We start from the raw sequence: 16091 nt of genomic DNA on the forward strand, positions 1-16091 counted from the left end.
TGCGCACGGGAAGAGGCTGCGTCGACCGCCGAACCTGTTACCGGGTAATGCCGGCGTAGGGAGATCAGGTCTCATGACCATTCAGGATGCACGCACGCCTGCCGTCAGCCAGGACGCCGAAGGCCGGACCGAGCGCCAGCCGGGCTGGCACAAGGGTTACGTCGCGGGCTCCCGCCCCGACATCCGGGTGCCGGTCCGCCAGGTCCACCTCACCAACGGCAAGGACGTCACGCTCTACGACACGTCCGGACCGTACACCGACCCCCAGATCGAGACCGACGTCCGAAGGGGTCTCGCGCCGCTGCGCGAGAACTGGATCATCGGACGCGGAGACACCGAGGAGTACGCGGGACGCCCCGTGCGTCCCGAGGACGACGGGATCAAGCACACCTCGCCGCGGGGCGGCCTCAAGAACCTCGACGCGGTCTTCCCCGGCCGCCCCCGCCAGCCGCGCCGAGGCCGGGGAGGCGCCGCCGTCACGCAGCTCGCGTACGCCCGCCGGGGCGAGGTCACCCCGGAGATGGAGTACGTCGCGATCCGCGAGAACGTCTCGCCCGAGGTGGTCCGCGAGGAGATCGCCGCGGGCCGCGCGGTACTCCCGGCCAACGTCAACCACCCGGAGATCGAGCCGATGATCATCGGCAAGCGGTTCCTGGTGAAGGTCAACGCCAACATCGGCAACTCCGCGGTCACCTCCTCCATCGAGGAGGAGGTCGACAAGATGACCTGGGCCACCAAGTGGGGCGCCGACACGGTCATGGACCTCTCGACGGGCCGCAACATCCACACCACCCGCGAATGGGTGCTGCGCAACTCCCCCGTCCCGATCGGTACCGTCCCCCTCTACCAGGCACTGGAGAAGGTCGACGGCCGGGCCGAGGAACTGACCTGGGAGATCTACAAGGACACCGTCATCGAGCAGGCCGAGCAGGGCGTCGACTACATGACGGTCCACGCCGGCGTGCTGCTGCCGTACGTGCCGCTGACCGCCCGCCGCAAGACCGGCATCGTCTCGCGCGGCGGTTCGATCATGGCCGCGTGGTGCCTGGCGCACCACGAGGAGAACTTCCTCTACACGAACTTCGAAGAGCTCTGCGACATCCTCGCGACGTACGACGTCACCTACTCGCTGGGTGACGGCCTGCGTCCGGGCTCCATCGCTGACGCCAACGACGCGGCCCAGTTCGCGGAGCTGAAGACCCTCGGCGAGCTGAACACCATCGCCAAGCGGCACAACGTCCAGACCATGATCGAGGGGCCGGGGCACGTCCCCATGCACAAGATCAAGGAGAACATCGACCTCCAGCAGGAGATCTGCGAGGAGGCCCCGTTCTACACGCTCGGCCCGCTGACCACGGACGTGGCGCCCGCCTACGACCACATAACCTCGGGCATCGGCGCCGCGATGATCGCCTGGTGGGGCACGGCGATGCTCTGCTACGTCACGCCCAAGGAGCACCTGGGCCTGCCGAACCGCGACGACGTGAAGACCGGCGTCATCACGTACAAGATCTCCGCGCACGCGGCCGACCTGGCCAAGGGGCACCCCGGGGCCCAGGAGTGGGACGACGCCCTGTCGGACGCCCGCTTCGAGTTCCGCTGGGAGGACCAGTTCAACCTGGCCCTCGATCCGGACACGGCCCGCGAGTTCCACGACGAGACCCTGCCCGCCGAGCCGGCCAAGACCGCGCACTTCTGCTCCATGTGCGGTCCGAAGTTCTGCTCGATGAAGATCTCGCAGGACATCCGCCGCGAGCACGGAGGGGACCTCAAGGCCGAGGAGATCCAGGCGGGCATGGCGGAGAAGTCCGCCGAGTTCGCGGCCACCGGCAACCGCGTCTACCTTCCGATCGCCGACTGACGCACGCCCAGGAGAGCGCCTCCTCAAGGGCCCAAGGCCCTTGAGGAGGCGCTCCGCGTGCTTGCGCTGCAGCGCGCTCCAGCTCCTGGAGTGCGTCGCCATGACCATGTGATACCGAAGCCTCGGCGGCACCGGCATAGAGGTCAGCGCACACTGCCTCGGCACGATGATGTTCGGGGCGGTCTGCAACCCGGACCACCAGGAGTGCGCCCGGATCGTCCGCGCCGCGCTCGACCAGGGCATCAACGTCGTCGACACCGCCGACATGTGCTCCTCGGGGGAATCCGAGGAGAACGTCGGCAAGGCGCTCAAGGGACGGCGGGACGAGGTCGTCCTGGCCACCAAGGTGCACTTCCACATGGGCGAGGGAGAACCCGGTGAGGGCCGCGACCGCAGCGGTAATTCGCGCCGGTGGATCGTGCGGGGCGTGGAGGACAGCCTCCGGCGGCTGGACACCGACCGGGGGCGTGGCGCCGGCCCTCCCTGGCCGAGGCGGCCCAACGGCGCCGTCCCCTGGAGGACCGGGCCGCGGGATGGGCGACCCGGCCGCACGTCCGGGGCCGTGTACAGCCGTTGTTTCACGTGAAACAGGGATCCAGGGCGGATGTTTCACGTGAAACACGGGCACCGCCGTCCGGGCCCGGGACGGTCCCGGCCCGGTGGCGGCCCGGTGGCGTCCGCACGGCCGTGACGGTCAGTCCGGCTGGTGTTCCGGGCCGCCGAAGTCCGGGCTCGTGAAGTCAGGAGGCGAGTAGCCGGGCCGGGGGCCCTCCGACGCGCTACCCGGACTCGTGAAGTCGGGCGCCGTGTAACCCAGGTTGGGAATGCGTCCCCTGCGGGAGGGCGGCGTACCGGGGTTCCGGCTCGGGTCGGCCAGCGCGTCCCGGAGGAACGGCATGATCCCGCGCTCCAGGAGGGCGTGGCGCCATGCCTCGCGGGCCCGGGCCACCTCGTCGGGAACCGTCTCGGTCTCCTCGGGCACCACCTCGGTGGAGCTGTTGCGGACCGCCGTGACCAGCAGGCCGATCACGGCGAACAGCAGGGAGGCCGCGGTGAGGGCCCCGAAGAGCCAACCGGCCGTCAGCATGGTCCGGGCGAACGCCGGCTCCGGGTCGATCGTCTTCAGGCTGTAGCCCACGAGCAGGAAGATGAGCATGGCGGTGCCCGCCAGCACCGGCGCGAGCACCGCGACGACGGCGCCGGCCCCCGCTCCGTCACCGCTCTGCGCGCCGTCCTCCCCGTCCGCCGATCCGGGGGTGGAGAGCAGTTCGTCGCGCCGTTCCCCGCGGATCTTCACGTAGTGGTCGTACTCGGCCGCTGCCGCGGCCACCAGGAGCGCCGTGGCCCCCATGGCCATGGTGCGCAACTGTTCGGCGTTCAGACGTTCGCCGATGGTGGCGAGCTCGGGCCGGTCCGGCGCCGTGCGCAGCGCCTCGTCCAGGAGGCGGTCGAACTCCGGCCGGTCTTCGGTCAGCAGGTGCGGAGCGCTGGTCATGTGCATCCCCCGATGCTCCGTGGAAGCCGGTCCGCCCGTGGAGAACCGGGCGCCGGCACAAACGGAGGAGAGCCTGCTACGGATAGAGCGATGGTAGAGCGCCCCCGCCTTCCGTCGACAGGGGCTTTCCGGAAAATACCCTCGGGCGAGAGCCCTCAGTCGTCCAACGGCAGTCGTACGACCAGCAGTTTGCCCGCCATCGTGACCCCGCCGTCCATCGCGATGGCCAGTCCCTGCGCGTACACGTGCGGGCCGTTCACGGCCTCCGGGCCGCGGGCCTCGTCACCGTCCTCGGCGCCCACCTCGCCGAGCAGGTAGGGGATCGGGCTGTGCCCGTGCACCACCCGGCTTCCGCCGTAGGTGCCGAGGAGTTCGCGTACGGCCTGGGGGCCGGTGTCCTCGTCGCGGAAGGCGAACCGCTTGGTGAACTTGCGGAAGAGGTCCCAGGTGACGTCGGCGTCGTTGCGGTTGAGGAGTTCGTGGATGGTGTCGTTGACGTCCTCGACGGAGTCGCCGTAGTCCAGGTAGGCCGTGGTGTCGGAGTGCAGCAGGAGGTGGTCCTCCTCCAGCACGGCCGCGTCCAGCCGCGACATCCACTGCAGGTGGACGTCCTGCAGGCGCTCCATGTCGGTGCGCTGGCCGCCGTTGAGGAGCCAGGCGGCCTGGAAGGTGGCGGTGCCCGCCCCGGAGGCCACGGGGGTGTCCCCGAACCGCTTGGCGCCGATCAGCAGGAGCTCGTGGTTGCCCATGAGCGCCTTGCAGTAGCCGCCGGCGGCGGCGGCCTCCGCGGACAGCCGCATGACGAGGTCGATCACCCCGATGCCGTCGGGTCCGCGGTCGGTGAAGTCGCCGAGGAACCAGAGCCGGGCGTTCCCGGCGGACCAGCGCCGCTCGTCGTCGATCAGGCCCTGGGTGTGGAGCTCGGTCACGAGCTCGTCCAGGTAGCCGTGGACGTCGCCGACCACGTAGAGGGGCCCGGGACCGCCCGGTACGGGTTCCTGGGGGACGTACTGGATCTGGACCGTGTCCCCGGGGCCGCCGATCGCGCCCCGCCCGATGACGGGCAGGTCGCGCTGGGTCGGCGTGTAGCCCTCCGGGTCCTCCGGTTCGGGTGCGTGGCCCATCGCGGGCGCGGACGGAGCGCCCCCGCCGTAGTACGCCGGGTACCCGCCGTAGACGGGCGCCTCGTCGGCGTACCCGCTGGACACGGCGTACGGGGCCGGTTCGGTGACCGGGACCCGGAAGTCCCGCAGCGTCTCCGTCCGGACCGCGGGTCCCTGACCGGCCCCCTGAGTCATCGACCCCTCCACCACCGTCGCGCTGCCGTACACCTGCGGACCCTCCTGACCTCCGGGGAGGAGGGTCCGTGATGTCGTGCGCCCATCATAGGAATGCGGCTCGCGCTCTGTGACGCACCAGGGGTGGTGAATCCTTTCCGGAGCCGCTTGTTCCTACTGTTTTCTCCCGATATCGGTGTTGCTGAAATCCTCAGCGCGCCGACGAACACGCCGTGGGGGTGGTGTGGCGGTCAGTCCTGGGCAGGTGAACGGGGCGGGCTGACGGTCGTGCGCGGCTGCCTGCGCTGCGACGACGTGCGGATGATGAGCTCGGTCGGGACGACCTGTTCGACGGGGCGTCCGGTGTCCACGCCCTCGATGGCGTCGATGAGCAACTGGACGACGGCGGTGCCGATGCGGCGCGGTTTGAGGGACAGGGTGGTGATGGGCGGCTCGGTGTTGGCGTACACGGTGGACTCGCTGCAGCAGACGAGCAGCAGGTCCTCCGGTACGCGCAGTCCGTAGCGCCGGGCGGCGGCGAGCAGGTCGGTGCCGTTGGGGTCGAAGAGCCCGTAGACGGCGTCGGGCCGGTCGGGGCGGGCGAGGAGCCGGTCGGCGGCCACGGCGCCCGCGCACGGGTCGTGTGCCGGGTAGGACTCGTACACGGGGTCCTGCCCGACCCGTTCGCACCAGCTCAGGTACGCGGTGGTGGAGAGCCGGGTGTAGGTGTCGGTGGTGGTGCCGGTCAGCAGCCCGATCCGGCGGGCGCCGGCGGCGGCGAGGTGGTCGAGCAGGTTGAGTACGGCCGCCTCGTGGTCGTTGTCGACCCAGGCGGTGACGGGGAGGGTGCCGGCCGGGCGGCCGTCGGATACCACGGGCAGGCCTTGGCGGACCAGCTCGCTGACGACGGGGTCGTGGTCCGAGGGGTCGATGACGACGGTGCCGTCGAGGGCGACGTTGGACCACACGTCGTGTCGTGAGGTGGCGGGGAGGATGACGAGGGCGTAGCCGCGGGCGAGCGCGGCCGAGGTCGCGGCCCGGGCCATCTCGGCGAAGTAGGCGAATTCGGTGAAGGTGAAAGGTTCATCCCCGTACGTCGTCACGGTCAGGCCGATGAGGCCCGACTTGCCGGTACGGAGGGTGCGGGCCGCGGCGGACGGGCGGTATCCCAGTCGGTCGGCGACCTCGCGGACGTGGCGGCGGGTGGCGTCCGGCAGCCGCCCCTTGCCATTGAGCGCGTCGGAGACGGTCGTGATGGAGACGCCGGCCGCGGCGGCGACGTCCCTGATGCCGGCACGGCCCTGTCGGCCGGCGGCCCGCCGGGTGGTCTCGGTCCGGCTCACCTGATGCTTCCCTGCTGCTGTCATGGCGAGCCGATAGTAGGGCTCGGCGGGGAGGGTGGTCCGGCTGCATATGCACGCGTTGACAGGCACGATTCTGCATGGTTCGCCACCTTCAATGACCTTGCAAACAAAGGTATTTGGGTGCGAAAGGCGGTCGTGGCGCTAGTCGTCGGGTCCGTGCATGCCAAGCCGGGGTGGTCTCGGCTGGGCTTCAACTCACCTGCACGAGGGACGCGCGCCACGGCGCAGGCCACCGGCGCGCGCATATATGCGCGCGCTCCCCCGCATTCCAGGCGCCCCCATTCTCTGATCCCGGGAATCCTCATAAGGTGAGCAGTATTGAGTCGGCGGCGACGTCGTACGGGACGGTCGAGGAGGACCTGCGGTGAGCGAGAAGAGCCCGAGGCTGCGCGCCGAGCTGGACGGCATTCCGACGTACAAGCCGGGCAGGCCGGCGGCCGCCGGGGGCCCCGTCGCGTACAAGCTGTCCTCCAACGAGAACCCGTACCCGCCGTTGCAGGGGGTGCTGGAGAGCGCGGTCGCGGCGGCCGGAAACTTCAACCGCTACCCCGACATGGCCTGCACCGGGCTGGTCAACGAGATCGCCGAGCGCTTCGGGGTGCCGGTCGAGCACGTGGCCACCGGTACCGGCTCGGTGGGCGTGGCCCAGTCGCTGATCCAGTCCACGGCCGGCCCGGGCGACGAGGTCATGTACGCCTGGCGCTCCTTCGAGGCCTACCCGATCATCGCGCAGATCTCCGGGGCGACCTCCGTCCAGGTCCCGCTGACCGAGGGGGACGTGCACGACCTGGACGCGATGGCCGAGGCGATCACCGAGCGGACCCGGCTGATCTTCGTCTGCAACCCGAACAACCCCACCGGCACCGCGGTGCGCCGCGCCGAGCTGGAGCGGTTCCTGGACCGGGTGCCGTCGGACGTCCTGGTGGTGCTGGACGAGGCGTACCGCGAGTTCGTGCGCGACGCCGACGTGCCGGACGGCATCGAGCTGTACCGCAGCCGCCCGAACGTCGCCGTGCTGCGCACGTTCTCCAAGGCGTACGGACTGGCCGGGCTGCGCGTCGGCTTCGCGGTGGCGCACGAGCCGGTGGCCGCGGCGCTGCGCAAGACCGCGGTGCCCTTCGGCGTCAGCCAGCTCGCCCAGGACGCGGCGGTGGCCTCGCTGCGCGCCGAGGACGAGCTGCTGGGCCGGGTCGGGTCGCTGGTGTGCGAGCGGAACCGGGTGCACGAGACGCTGCTGGCGCAGGGCTGGACCGTCCCGGACACGCAGGCGAACTTCGTGTGGCTGCGGCTGGGGGAGCGGACCGCCGAGTTCGCGGCGGCCTGCGAGAAGGCCGGTGTGGTGGTCCGGCCCTTCGCGGGCGAGGGCCTGCGGGTCACGATCGGTGAGACCGAGGCGAACGACCTCTTCCTGCATACGGCGGGGGCCTTCTTCAAGGGCCTCTAGGGCCTGAAGGACCCGTTCCGCAGGGGCTCTGGGACCGCGAGAGCCGTACGGGTGCGGCAGCAGCGGCCCCTCGGAGCGTGGTCTGGCAGGTGACCGGTGGGACGGGAGGGCCCGGGGGGACGTACTAGGCGCGTTCCACCCGGATGGGATCGCCGTCGCGGACGGTGGACAGCAGGCGGGGGTCGCCGTCGAGCGAGCCGAGCACGTTGCACGGACTCGCCAGGCGGCTCTCGCCTCCGCGCGAGACGGGCGTGGGGCCGTAGGGGAGCGCCAGGGCGTCGCCTTCGGTCCAGAAGGCGACGGTGCCGGGCTCGACCACCTGTCGGGCGTCGTGTTCCAGGGTGACGGACACCCCGGTGTCGAAGTAGACCTCCTCGCCCCAGGTGCGGGCGGACGCGGAGATCGGGAGGGCCTCGGCCAGCGCTTTGCCGGTCGGGGTCTCCTCAAGGGTCGCGGTGAGCTGGCCCGCGGGCCATGAGATGCGTATCTGCATGAGCCGCATTCAACAATCTGTTGAATGCGTTGGCTAGAGGGGACCCCCCTGGAAAGATCCGGAAGTCGGTGCGCCATAATGCTTGTGAATGTGAACGCGTTCACAAGCGTGTCCTGTTCCTCCCGTATTGAGTGGGACACAACAGGCTTACCGCGGCTGTGACCACGGCGACCCGAAGGAGACGACGACGTGGACCTGGCTCTGGCGCCGGAGACCTTGGCGCGATGGCAGTTCGGTATAACCACCGTCTACCACTTCCTCTTCGTCCCCCTGACGATCTCGCTCGCCGCCCTCACGGCCGGTCTGCAGACCGCGTGGGTGCGTTCGGAGAACGAGAAGTACCTCAGGGCCACCAAGTTCTGGGGGAAGCTGTTCCTGATCAACATCGCGATGGGTGTGGTCACGGGGATCGTGCAGGAGTTCCAGTTCGGCATGAACTGGTCCGACTACTCGCGGTTCGTCGGTGACATCTTCGGGGCGCCGCTGGCCTTCGAGGCGCTGATCGCCTTCTTCTTCGAGTCGACCTTCATCGGCCTGTGGATCTTCGGCTGGGACAAGCTGCCCAAGAAGATCCACCTGGCCTGCATATGGATGGTCTCCATCGGTACCATCCTGTCCGCCTACTTCATCCTGGCGGCGAACTCCTGGATGCAGCACCCGGTGGGGTACCGCATCAACGAGGAGCGGGGCCGGGCCGAGCTCACCGACTTCTGGCTCGTCCTCACCCAGAACACCGCGCTCACCCAGTTCTTCCACACCATCACGGCCGCGTTCCTCGTCGGCGGCGCGTTCATGGCCGGCATCGCCGCCTACCACCTCGCGCGCAAGAAGCACGTCCCCGTCATGCGCAGCTCGCTGCGGCTCGGCCTGATCGTCATGATCATCGCCGGCATGGGCACCGCCATCAGCGGCGACCTGCTCGGCAAGGTCATGTTCAAGCAGCAGCCGATGAAGATGGCCGCGGCCGAGGCGCTCTGGGACGGCGAGGCGCCGGCACCCTTCTCGATCTTCGCGTACGGCGACGTCGACAAGGGCCACAACAAGGTCGCCGTCGAGATCCCGGGCCTGCTGTCCTTCCTGGCGAACGACGACTTCACCTCCTTCGTCCCCGGCATCAACGACGTCAACAAGGCCGAGCAGGAGAAGTTCGGCCCCGGTGACTACCGCCCGAACATCCCCGTCGCCTACTGGGGCTTCCGCTGGATGATCGGCTTCGGCATGGCCTCCTTCAGCCTCGGCATGCTGGGGCTGTGGCTCACCCGCAAGAAGTTCCTGCTGCCGCCGGGTCTGCGCACCGGTGAGGACGAGGTCCCGCACCTGGTCCTCTTCAGGAACTCGCTCAGCCCCCGGTTCACCCACCTCTTCTGGGTCGTCGCCCTGTGGACGATGGGTTTCCCGCTGATCGCGAACTCGTGGGGATGGATCTTCACGGAGATGGGTCGGCAGCCGTGGGTGGTGTACGGGGTGTTGCGGACGCGGGACGCGGTGTCGCCGAACGTGTCGCAGGGTGAGGTGTTGACGTCGATGATCGGTTTCACGTTGCTGTACGCGGTGCTTGCGGTGATCGAGGTGCGGCTCATGGTCAAGTACGTGAAGGCGGGTCCGCCGGAGCTGACGGAGGCGGATCTCAATCCGCCGACGAGGATCGGCGGGGACGACAGGGATTCCGACCGGCCGATGGCCTTCTCGTACTGAGCCCAGGAGGCCTTCGCATGCAACTCCACGACGTGTGGTTCGTTCTGATCGCGGTCCTGTGGACCGGTTACTTCTTCCTGGAGGGCTTCGATTTCGGTGTCGGTGTCCTGACCAAGCTGTTGGCGCGTGACCGTACGGAGAAGCGGGTCCTGATCAACACGATCGGGCCGGTGTGGGACGGCAACGAGGTGTGGTTGCTGACGGCGGGCGGGGCGACGTTCGCCGCGTTCCCCGACTGGTACGCGACGCTGTTCTCGGGTTTCTACCTGCCGCTGCTGCTGATCCTGGTGTGTCTGATCATCCGGGGTGTCGCGTTCGAGTACCGGCACAAGCGGTCCGAGGACCGGTGGCAGACCAACTGGGAACACGCCATCTTCTGGACGTCGCTGATCCCCGCGTTCCTGTGGGGGGTGGCCTTCGCGAACATCGTGCGGGGGGTCAAGATCGACGCGGACAAGGAGTACGTCGGGACCCTCCTCGACCTCCTGAACGGGTACGCGTTGCTGGGCGGGCTGGTGACGTTGACGCTGTTCACGTTCCACGGGGCGGTGTTCACCTCCCTGAAGACGGTCGGTGACATCCGTGACCGCTCGCGTCGCCTGGCCGCCTGGCTGGGTGCGGCGACCGCGGTGCTGGCGGTGGTGTTCCTGGCGTGGACCCAGGCCGCGCGCGGGGACACGGCGAGTCTGGTGGCGGCGGTGGTGGCGGCGCTGGCGCTGCTGGCGGCGTTGGGCTGCAACCTCGCCGGGCGTGAGGGCTGGGCGTTCGCCCTGTCGGGGATCACGATCGCCGCGACCGTCGCGATGCTGTTCCTGACCCTGTTCCCCAACGTCATGCCCTCCTCCCTCGACCCGGCCTGGAACCTCACCGTCACCAATGCCTCGTCGAGCCCGTACACCCTGAAGATCATGACCTGGTGCGCGGGCGTGGCCACCCCCGTCGTCCTGCTCTACCAGGGCTGGACCTACTGGGTCTTCCGCAAGCGCATCGGCACCCAACACATCGCCGACGCCCACTAGCCCGCCCGCCCGCGGAGCCCGACCACCTGCCTGACTGACCCTGCCCCTGGGGGATGTTTCACGTGAAACCGATCGACCCGCGCCTGCTCCGGTACGCCCGCTCCACCCGCCTCTTCCTCGGGGCGGTGGTTGCGCTGGGCCTCGTCGGGGCGGCGCTGGTCGTCGGTCAGGCGATGCTGATCGCCGAGGTGGTGGTCGGCGCCTTCGAGGACGGACTGTCCGGCGCGGCCCTGCGCACTCCCCTGCTGCTGCTCGCGGCCGTGGCGCTCGGACGCGCCCTGGTCGCCTGGCTGACCGAGCTGGCCGCCCACCGGACGGGCGCCGCCGTCAAATCGGAACTGCGGCGCCGACTCCTGGATCGGGCCGCCGACCTGGGCCCCGGCTGGCTCACCACGCAGCGCACCGGCTCGCTCGTGGCCCTGGCCACGCGCGGGGTGGACGCGCTCGACGACTACTTCTCCCGCTACCTGCCCCAGCTGGGGCTCGCCGTGGTCGTGCCGGTGGCGGTGCTCGCCCGCGTGGTCACCGAGGACTGGGTGTCGGCGGCCATCATCGTGGTCACGCTGCCCCTCATCCCCGTGTTCATGATCCTCATCGGCATGGCCACCCAGTCCCGGATGGACCGCCAGTGGCGGCTGCTGTCCCGGCTGTCGGGACACTTCCTCGACGTGGTGGCCGGCCTGCCCACCCTGAAGGTCTTCGGACGGGCCAAGGCCCAGGCCGAGTCGATCCGCAAGATCACCGACGACTACCGGCGCGCGACGATGCAGACCCTGCGCATCGCGTTCCTCTCCTCGTTCGCACTGGAACTGCTGGCCACGCTGTCCGTGGCCCTGGTGGCCGTGACCATCGGCATGCGGCTGGTCCACGGCGAGCTCGACCTCTACACCGGTCTGGTCATCCTGATCCTGGCACCCGAGGCCTACCTGCCGCTGCGGCAGGTGGGAGCGCAGTACCACGCGGCCGCGGAGGGGCTGGCCGCCGCCGAGGAGATCTTCACGGTGCTGGAGACCCCCGTCGCCCACGCGGGCGGCGAGAGCGCGCTGCCGAACGGCGCCCCCCTGCGGATCGAGGTCGACGGGGTCGCCGTCCGCTACGAAGGCCGCGGTGAGGCATCTCCCGGCCCGGTCTCGCTGAGCGTCGGACCGGGCGAGTGCGTCGCCCTCACCGGCCCCAGCGGCGCGGGCAAGTCCACCCTGCTGCAGGTGCTGCTCGGGTTCGTGGCACCGACGGCCGGTCGGGTGCGGATCGCCGGGGTGGACCTGACCGAACTCGACGCCGACCGGTGGCGCGAGCGGATCGCCTGGGTGCCGCAGCGGCCGCACCTCTTCGCCGGAACCATCGCGGAGAACGTACGGCTGGCGCGTCCGGGGGCCTCCGACGACGAGGTGGCCGCCGCCCTGCGGGACGCCGGGGCGTGGGAGTTCGTCACCGCCCTGCCCCGCGGGGCCGCAACCCTGCTCGGCGAAGGCGGTGTGGGGCTGTCCGCCGGACAGCGCCAACGGCTCGCCCTGGCACGGGCCTTCCTCGCGGACCGGCCGGTCCTGCTGCTGGACGAACCCACCGCCGCCCTGGACGGCGAGACCGAGGCGGCGGTGGTGGACGCCGTCCGCCGGCTCGCCGCCGGGCGCACCGTACTGCTGGTCGTGCACCGGCCCGCGCTGCTCGCCGTGGCGGACCGGGTCGTGGCACTGGCGGCGGTGGACAGCCCTGAGCGGCCGCTCCCCCGGGCCCTCGCGTCCGGCCGGGACGGGGCCGCCGGGGCCGGTTCGGGCGCGCCGGACGCCGCCGCCCCGGATGCCGGGGAGTGGATCCTCGGTGCGGCGCCCGAGCGGGTTCGGGCCGGCGGCGCCGCGGACTCCGGCGGGGCCGATCCGCTGCGCCGGGTGCGGGCGGTGGCCAGCGCCTGGCAGGGCCGGTTCCGGCTCGGGCTGTTCCTCGGGGCGCTGGCCGTCGGGTGCAGCGTGGGCCTGATGGCCGTGTCCGGCTGGCTCATCTCGCGCGCCTCCGAACAGCCGCCCGTGCTCTACCTGATGGTCGCCGTCACCGCGACCCGGGCCTTCGGCCTGGGACGGGCCGTCTTCCGGTACGCCGAGCGGCTCGTCTCGCACGATGCCGTGCTGCGCATGCTCGCCGACCTGCGGGTATCGGTGTACCGGCGGCTGGAGCGCATCGCCCCGGCCGGGCTGCGGGAGCACCGTCGCGGGGACCTGCTGTCCCGGCTGGTGGCCGACGCCGACACCCTCCAGGACTACTGGCTGCGCTGGCTGCTGCCGGTCGGCACCGCCGTGCTCGTCGGTACCGGGTCGGTGGCCTTCACCGCCTGGCTGCTCCCCGAGGCCGGAGCGGTGCTCGCGGTCGGGCTGCTCGTCGCGGGCCTCGCGGTCCCGGCGCTCAGCGGGGCGACCGCCCGGCGCGCCGAGCGCAGGCTCGCCCCCGCAAGGGGCGAGCTCGCCACCCGGGTGGCCGATCTGCTCACCGGTACCGCCGAGCTGGTCGTCGCCGGTGCGCTCCAAGGCCGCAAGGACCGGACCCGGGAGAGCGACGGCGCCCTCACGCGCATCGCCGCCCGTGGCGCCGGCGCCACCGGGCTGGGCAGCGGACTGTCCTCCCTGGTCTGCGGGCTCACCGTGGTGGGCGCCGCGGCCGTCGCCGCCAACGCCGTCCAGGACGGACGACTCGGCGGGGTGGCCATGGCCGTCGCCGTCCTCACGCCCCTCGCCGCGTTCGAGGCCGTCAACGGCCTGCCCCTCGCCGTCCAGTACCGGCAGCGGGTGCGCCGCAGCGCCGAGCGGGTCTACGAGGTCATCGACGCGCCGATCCCGGTCGTCGAGCCGGCGTACCCCGCCCAGCCGCCCGCCTCGCCGTTCCCGCTACGGCTGACCGGCCTCACCGCCCGTCACCCCGGGCAGGAGCGGGACGCGCTGCACGGGCTGGACCTGACCCTGGAGGCCGGCCGCCGCATCGCCGTCGTCGGTCCCTCGGGCTCGGGCAAGACGACGCTGGCCCAGGTCCTGCTGCGGTTCCTCGACCCTTGCGAGGGCGCTTACACGGTGGGCGGTATCGACGCCCGCTCGCTCGACGGAGACGATGTGCGGGCACGCGTGGGCCTGTGCGCCCAGGACGCCCACATCTTCGACAGCTCCGTACGGGAGAACATGCGGCTGGCCCGTACCGGGGCGAGCGAGGCGCAACTGCGCGGGGCGCTGGCGGCGGCCCGGCTGCTGGAGTGGGCCGAGGGCCTGCCGGACGGGCTGGACACGCTGGTCGGCGAGCACGGCGAGCGGATCTCGGGCGGCCAGCGCCAGCGCCTGGCCCTGGCCCGCGCCCTGCTCGCCGACTTCCCGGTCCTGGTCTTGGACGAGCCCGCAGAGCACTTGGACCTGGCGACCGCGGACGCCCTGACGGCGGACTTGCTGGCCGCGACCGAGGGCCGCACCACCGTGCTGATCACCCACCGGCTGGCCGGTCTGGAGGCGGTGGACGAGGTGCTCGTACTGGACCGCGGCGAGGTGGTCCAGCGGGGCGGCTACGCGGATCTGGCCGCCACCGAGGGGCCGCTGCGCCGACTGCTCGAACGGGAACGGCAAGCGGACGGAATGGTGGCCGACTTTCCTCAATAAATGGGACTAACTAGGCTCAAGGGCATGTCAGCGCAGGAGTCGCAGGAATCGCCGGACCGATCACCGGGAACCCCGGACCCGCTGGAGGCCGCCACCCAGGCCACCCGGAGTCTGCAGGGCCTGTCCACGGAGCTCACGGCCCGGGTCCCCCAGTTGTTGGAGGCCATGCGGTCGGTCGGTACGGGGTTGGAACTGCACTCGACGCTGGACCGCATCTGCGAGACGGCGGCCGAGCTGGCCAACGCCCGGTACGCGGCGATCGGTGTCGTCGACACGGAGGGCCGGGGCCTCTCGGACTTCGTCACCTTCGGGATCAGCACCGAACTGGCCCGGAAGATCGGCCACCGGCCGGACGGCAAGCGGGGCCTGCTCGGCGCCCTGATCTCGCACCCCGACACGGTGCACCTCTCCGACCTGACGAAGGACCCGCGCTCCGCCGGATTCCCCGCCCACCATCCGCCGATGAAGACCTTCCTCGGCGTTCCGATCCGCGTCCAGGGAGAGATCTTCGGCAACCTCTACCTCGCGGAGAAGAACGGCGGCGGCGAGTTCAACGACTACGACGTCCACATGGTCCGGGTGCTCGCCACCGAGGCGGGCATCGCCATCGGCAACGCCCGGCTCTACGAGGCCGCCACCCAGCGCGAGCGCTGGATCGACGGGTCGGTGGCCGTCACCACCGCCCTGCTGTCGGGCGGAGACGCGGACGACGCGCTGGCAGTCGTCGCCGAGCAGGCCCGTCGCCTCGCCGATTCCGCCGCCGGGATCGTGATGCTGCCGGCCGAGGACGGCGGGATGGAGATCGTCGCGGTCTCCGCCGAGAACCCGGCGACCTCGCTCGGCGTGGTGATCCCCGCCGAGAGCCCGGTGGTGGACAAGCTGCTCCGGGGCGAGCCGGTCTTCGTGGACGACGCCGCTGCCGATCCCCGCATGATCAGTCGGCTGACCAGCCAGTACGGGCCGTGCATGATGCTGCCGCTGCACAGCGGGGGCCGGGTGCTGGGAGCGCTGGTCACCCCGCGGGCCCGCGGCAAGCGGCCGTTCAGCGAGTCCGAGCGGACCCTCGCCACGCAGTTCGCCTCCCAGGCGGCGCTGGCCCTGATGATGGCCGAGGCGCAGCGCGACCGGGAGCGGCTCGCCGTGTTCGAGGACCGCGACCGCATCGCGCGCGACCTCCACGACCTGGTCATCCAGCGGTTGTTCGCCACCGGGATGATGCTGGAGGGCGCCCAGCGCCGGTCCATCGTCCCCGAGGTGCGCGACGGCGTCGGCAAGGCCGTGGACGAGCTGGACGTGACGATCCAGGAGATCCGCACCGCGATCTTCGCCCTGCAGCAGGGCCCGGCCGAGGCTCCGTCTGGGCTCCGCACCCGGGTGCTGCGGGAGATCAACATGGCAGCGGTGCCCCTGGGGTTCAAGCCCGCGCACCGCTTCCTCGGCCCCATCGACGCGGTCGTCGGCGAACTGGTCGGAAAGAACCTGATCGCAGCGCTCCGCGAGGCCCTTTCCAACGCCTTCCGGCATGCCGAGGCCTCGCGGATCGAAGTGGTCCTGGACTCCACCGTCACTCTGGCAGACGGCCGGCCCGGGGTGCGTCTGGAGGTCGCGGACGACGGGGTGGGCATCGCGGAGGGCGGCCGTCGCAGCGGTCTGCGGAACCTGCGCCGGCGGGCGGAATCGCTGGGCGGGGCGAGCTCGTACGGTCCCGGCATCGGCGAGGACGGCGGCGGGACCACCCTGGTGTGGGAGGCCCCGCTCTGAGGCGTGTCCGCGCCGTCGCACCGGGTCCGCGGGAGCCGGCGCCGAGGTGGCTCGGCAGC

Annotated in this window: 10 protein-coding genes and 1 pseudogene; 7 read left to right on the top strand and 4 right to left on the bottom strand. The window is 71.0% G+C overall.

Annotation, left to right across the window (positions count from 1 at the left end; all coding sequences use genetic code 11):
* The first annotated feature begins 73 nt into the window (after nt 1-73).
* Complete coding sequence (gene thiC, locus CP968_RS17145) at nt 74-1861, top strand: phosphomethylpyrimidine synthase ThiC (protein WP_150518857.1); 1788 nt, start codon at nt 74-76, stop codon at nt 1859-1861.
* Nucleotides 1862-2027: 166 nt separating this feature from the next.
* Nucleotides 2028-2321 (top strand): annotated as a pseudogene (locus tag CP968_RS17150) (aldo/keto reductase); the annotation flags it as partial.
* A gap of 234 nt (nt 2322-2555) precedes the next feature.
* Here CP968_RS17150 and CP968_RS17155 read toward each other — a convergent pair.
* The 3 genes from CP968_RS17155 to CP968_RS17165 all read right to left on the bottom strand — a co-directional run bounded on the left by CP968_RS17155 (nt 2556) and on the right by CP968_RS17165 (nt 6000).
* A complete protein-coding gene (locus CP968_RS17155) occupies nt 2556-3362 on the bottom strand; it encodes a hypothetical protein (RefSeq protein ID WP_150518858.1) in 807 nt (268 codons plus the stop codon).
* 149 nt (nt 3363-3511) lie between these two features.
* On the bottom strand, nt 3512-4669 hold the full coding sequence (locus CP968_RS17160) for a metallophosphoesterase (protein WP_150521959.1): 1158 nt from the start codon (nt 4667-4669) through the stop codon (nt 3512-3514).
* A 215-nt stretch (nt 4670-4884) separates the two neighbouring features.
* Complete coding sequence (locus tag CP968_RS17165) at nt 4885-6000, bottom strand: LacI family DNA-binding transcriptional regulator (protein ID WP_150518859.1); 1116 nt, start codon at nt 5998-6000, stop codon at nt 4885-4887.
* Nucleotides 6001-6361: 361 nt separating this feature from the next.
* Between CP968_RS17165 and hisC the strand changes: the two genes are divergently transcribed.
* Nucleotides 6362-7441 (top strand): histidinol-phosphate transaminase, encoded by a 1080-nt coding sequence (gene hisC, locus CP968_RS17170; protein ID WP_150518860.1) that lies wholly within the window; start codon nt 6362-6364, stop codon nt 7439-7441.
* 124 nt (nt 7442-7565) lie between these two features.
* Here hisC and CP968_RS17175 read toward each other — a convergent pair whose 3' ends face one another.
* Nucleotides 7566-7934 (bottom strand): cyclophilin-like fold protein, encoded by a 369-nt coding sequence (locus tag CP968_RS17175; protein ID WP_150518861.1) that lies wholly within the window; start codon nt 7932-7934, stop codon nt 7566-7568.
* Nucleotides 7935-8123: 189 nt separating this feature from the next.
* Here CP968_RS17175 and CP968_RS17180 point away from each other — a divergent pair, with 189 nt between their 5' ends.
* The 4 genes from CP968_RS17180 to CP968_RS17195 all read left to right on the top strand — a co-directional run bounded on the left by CP968_RS17180 (nt 8124) and on the right by CP968_RS17195 (nt 16032).
* Complete coding sequence (locus tag CP968_RS17180; RefSeq protein ID WP_150518862.1) at nt 8124-9629, top strand: cytochrome ubiquinol oxidase subunit I; 1506 nt, start codon at nt 8124-8126, stop codon at nt 9627-9629.
* Between the two features lie 17 nt (nt 9630-9646).
* Nucleotides 9647-10648 (top strand): cytochrome d ubiquinol oxidase subunit II, encoded by a 1002-nt coding sequence (cydB, locus tag CP968_RS17185; RefSeq protein ID WP_150518863.1) that lies wholly within the window; start codon nt 9647-9649, stop codon nt 10646-10648.
* Between the two features lie 62 nt (nt 10649-10710).
* Nucleotides 10711-14271, top strand: a complete 3561-nt coding sequence (cydD, locus tag CP968_RS17190) for a thiol reductant ABC exporter subunit CydD (RefSeq protein WP_150518864.1) — start codon at nt 10711-10713, stop codon at nt 14269-14271.
* A 24-nt stretch (nt 14272-14295) separates the two neighbouring features.
* Nucleotides 14296-16032 (top strand): sensor histidine kinase, encoded by a 1737-nt coding sequence (locus CP968_RS17195; protein ID WP_150518865.1) that lies wholly within the window; start codon nt 14296-14298, stop codon nt 16030-16032.
* Nucleotides 16033-16091: the final 59 nt, after the last annotated feature.

Source organism: Streptomyces subrutilus (genome assembly GCF_008704535.1).
GTDB lineage: Bacteria > Actinomycetota > Actinomycetes > Streptomycetales > Streptomycetaceae > Streptomyces > Streptomyces subrutilus.

Coding starts and splice junctions, on each gene's coding strand:
- thiC (WP_150518857.1), top strand. CDS start 74: ATGACCATTCAGGATGCACGCACGCCTGCCGTCAGCCAGGACGCCGAA.
- CP968_RS17155 (WP_150518858.1), bottom strand. CDS start 3,362: ATGCACATGACCAGCGCTCCGCACCTGCTGACCGAAGACCGGCCGGAG.
- CP968_RS17165 (WP_150518859.1), bottom strand. CDS start 6,000: ATGACAGCAGCAGGGAAGCATCAGGTGAGCCGGACCGAGACCACCCGG.
- CP968_RS17175 (WP_150518861.1), bottom strand. CDS start 7,934: ATGCAGATACGCATCTCATGGCCCGCGGGCCAGCTCACCGCGACCCTT.
- cydB (WP_150518863.1), top strand. CDS start 9,647: ATGCAACTCCACGACGTGTGGTTCGTTCTGATCGCGGTCCTGTGGACC.
- CP968_RS17195 (WP_150518865.1), top strand. CDS start 14,296: ATGTCAGCGCAGGAGTCGCAGGAATCGCCGGACCGATCACCGGGAACC.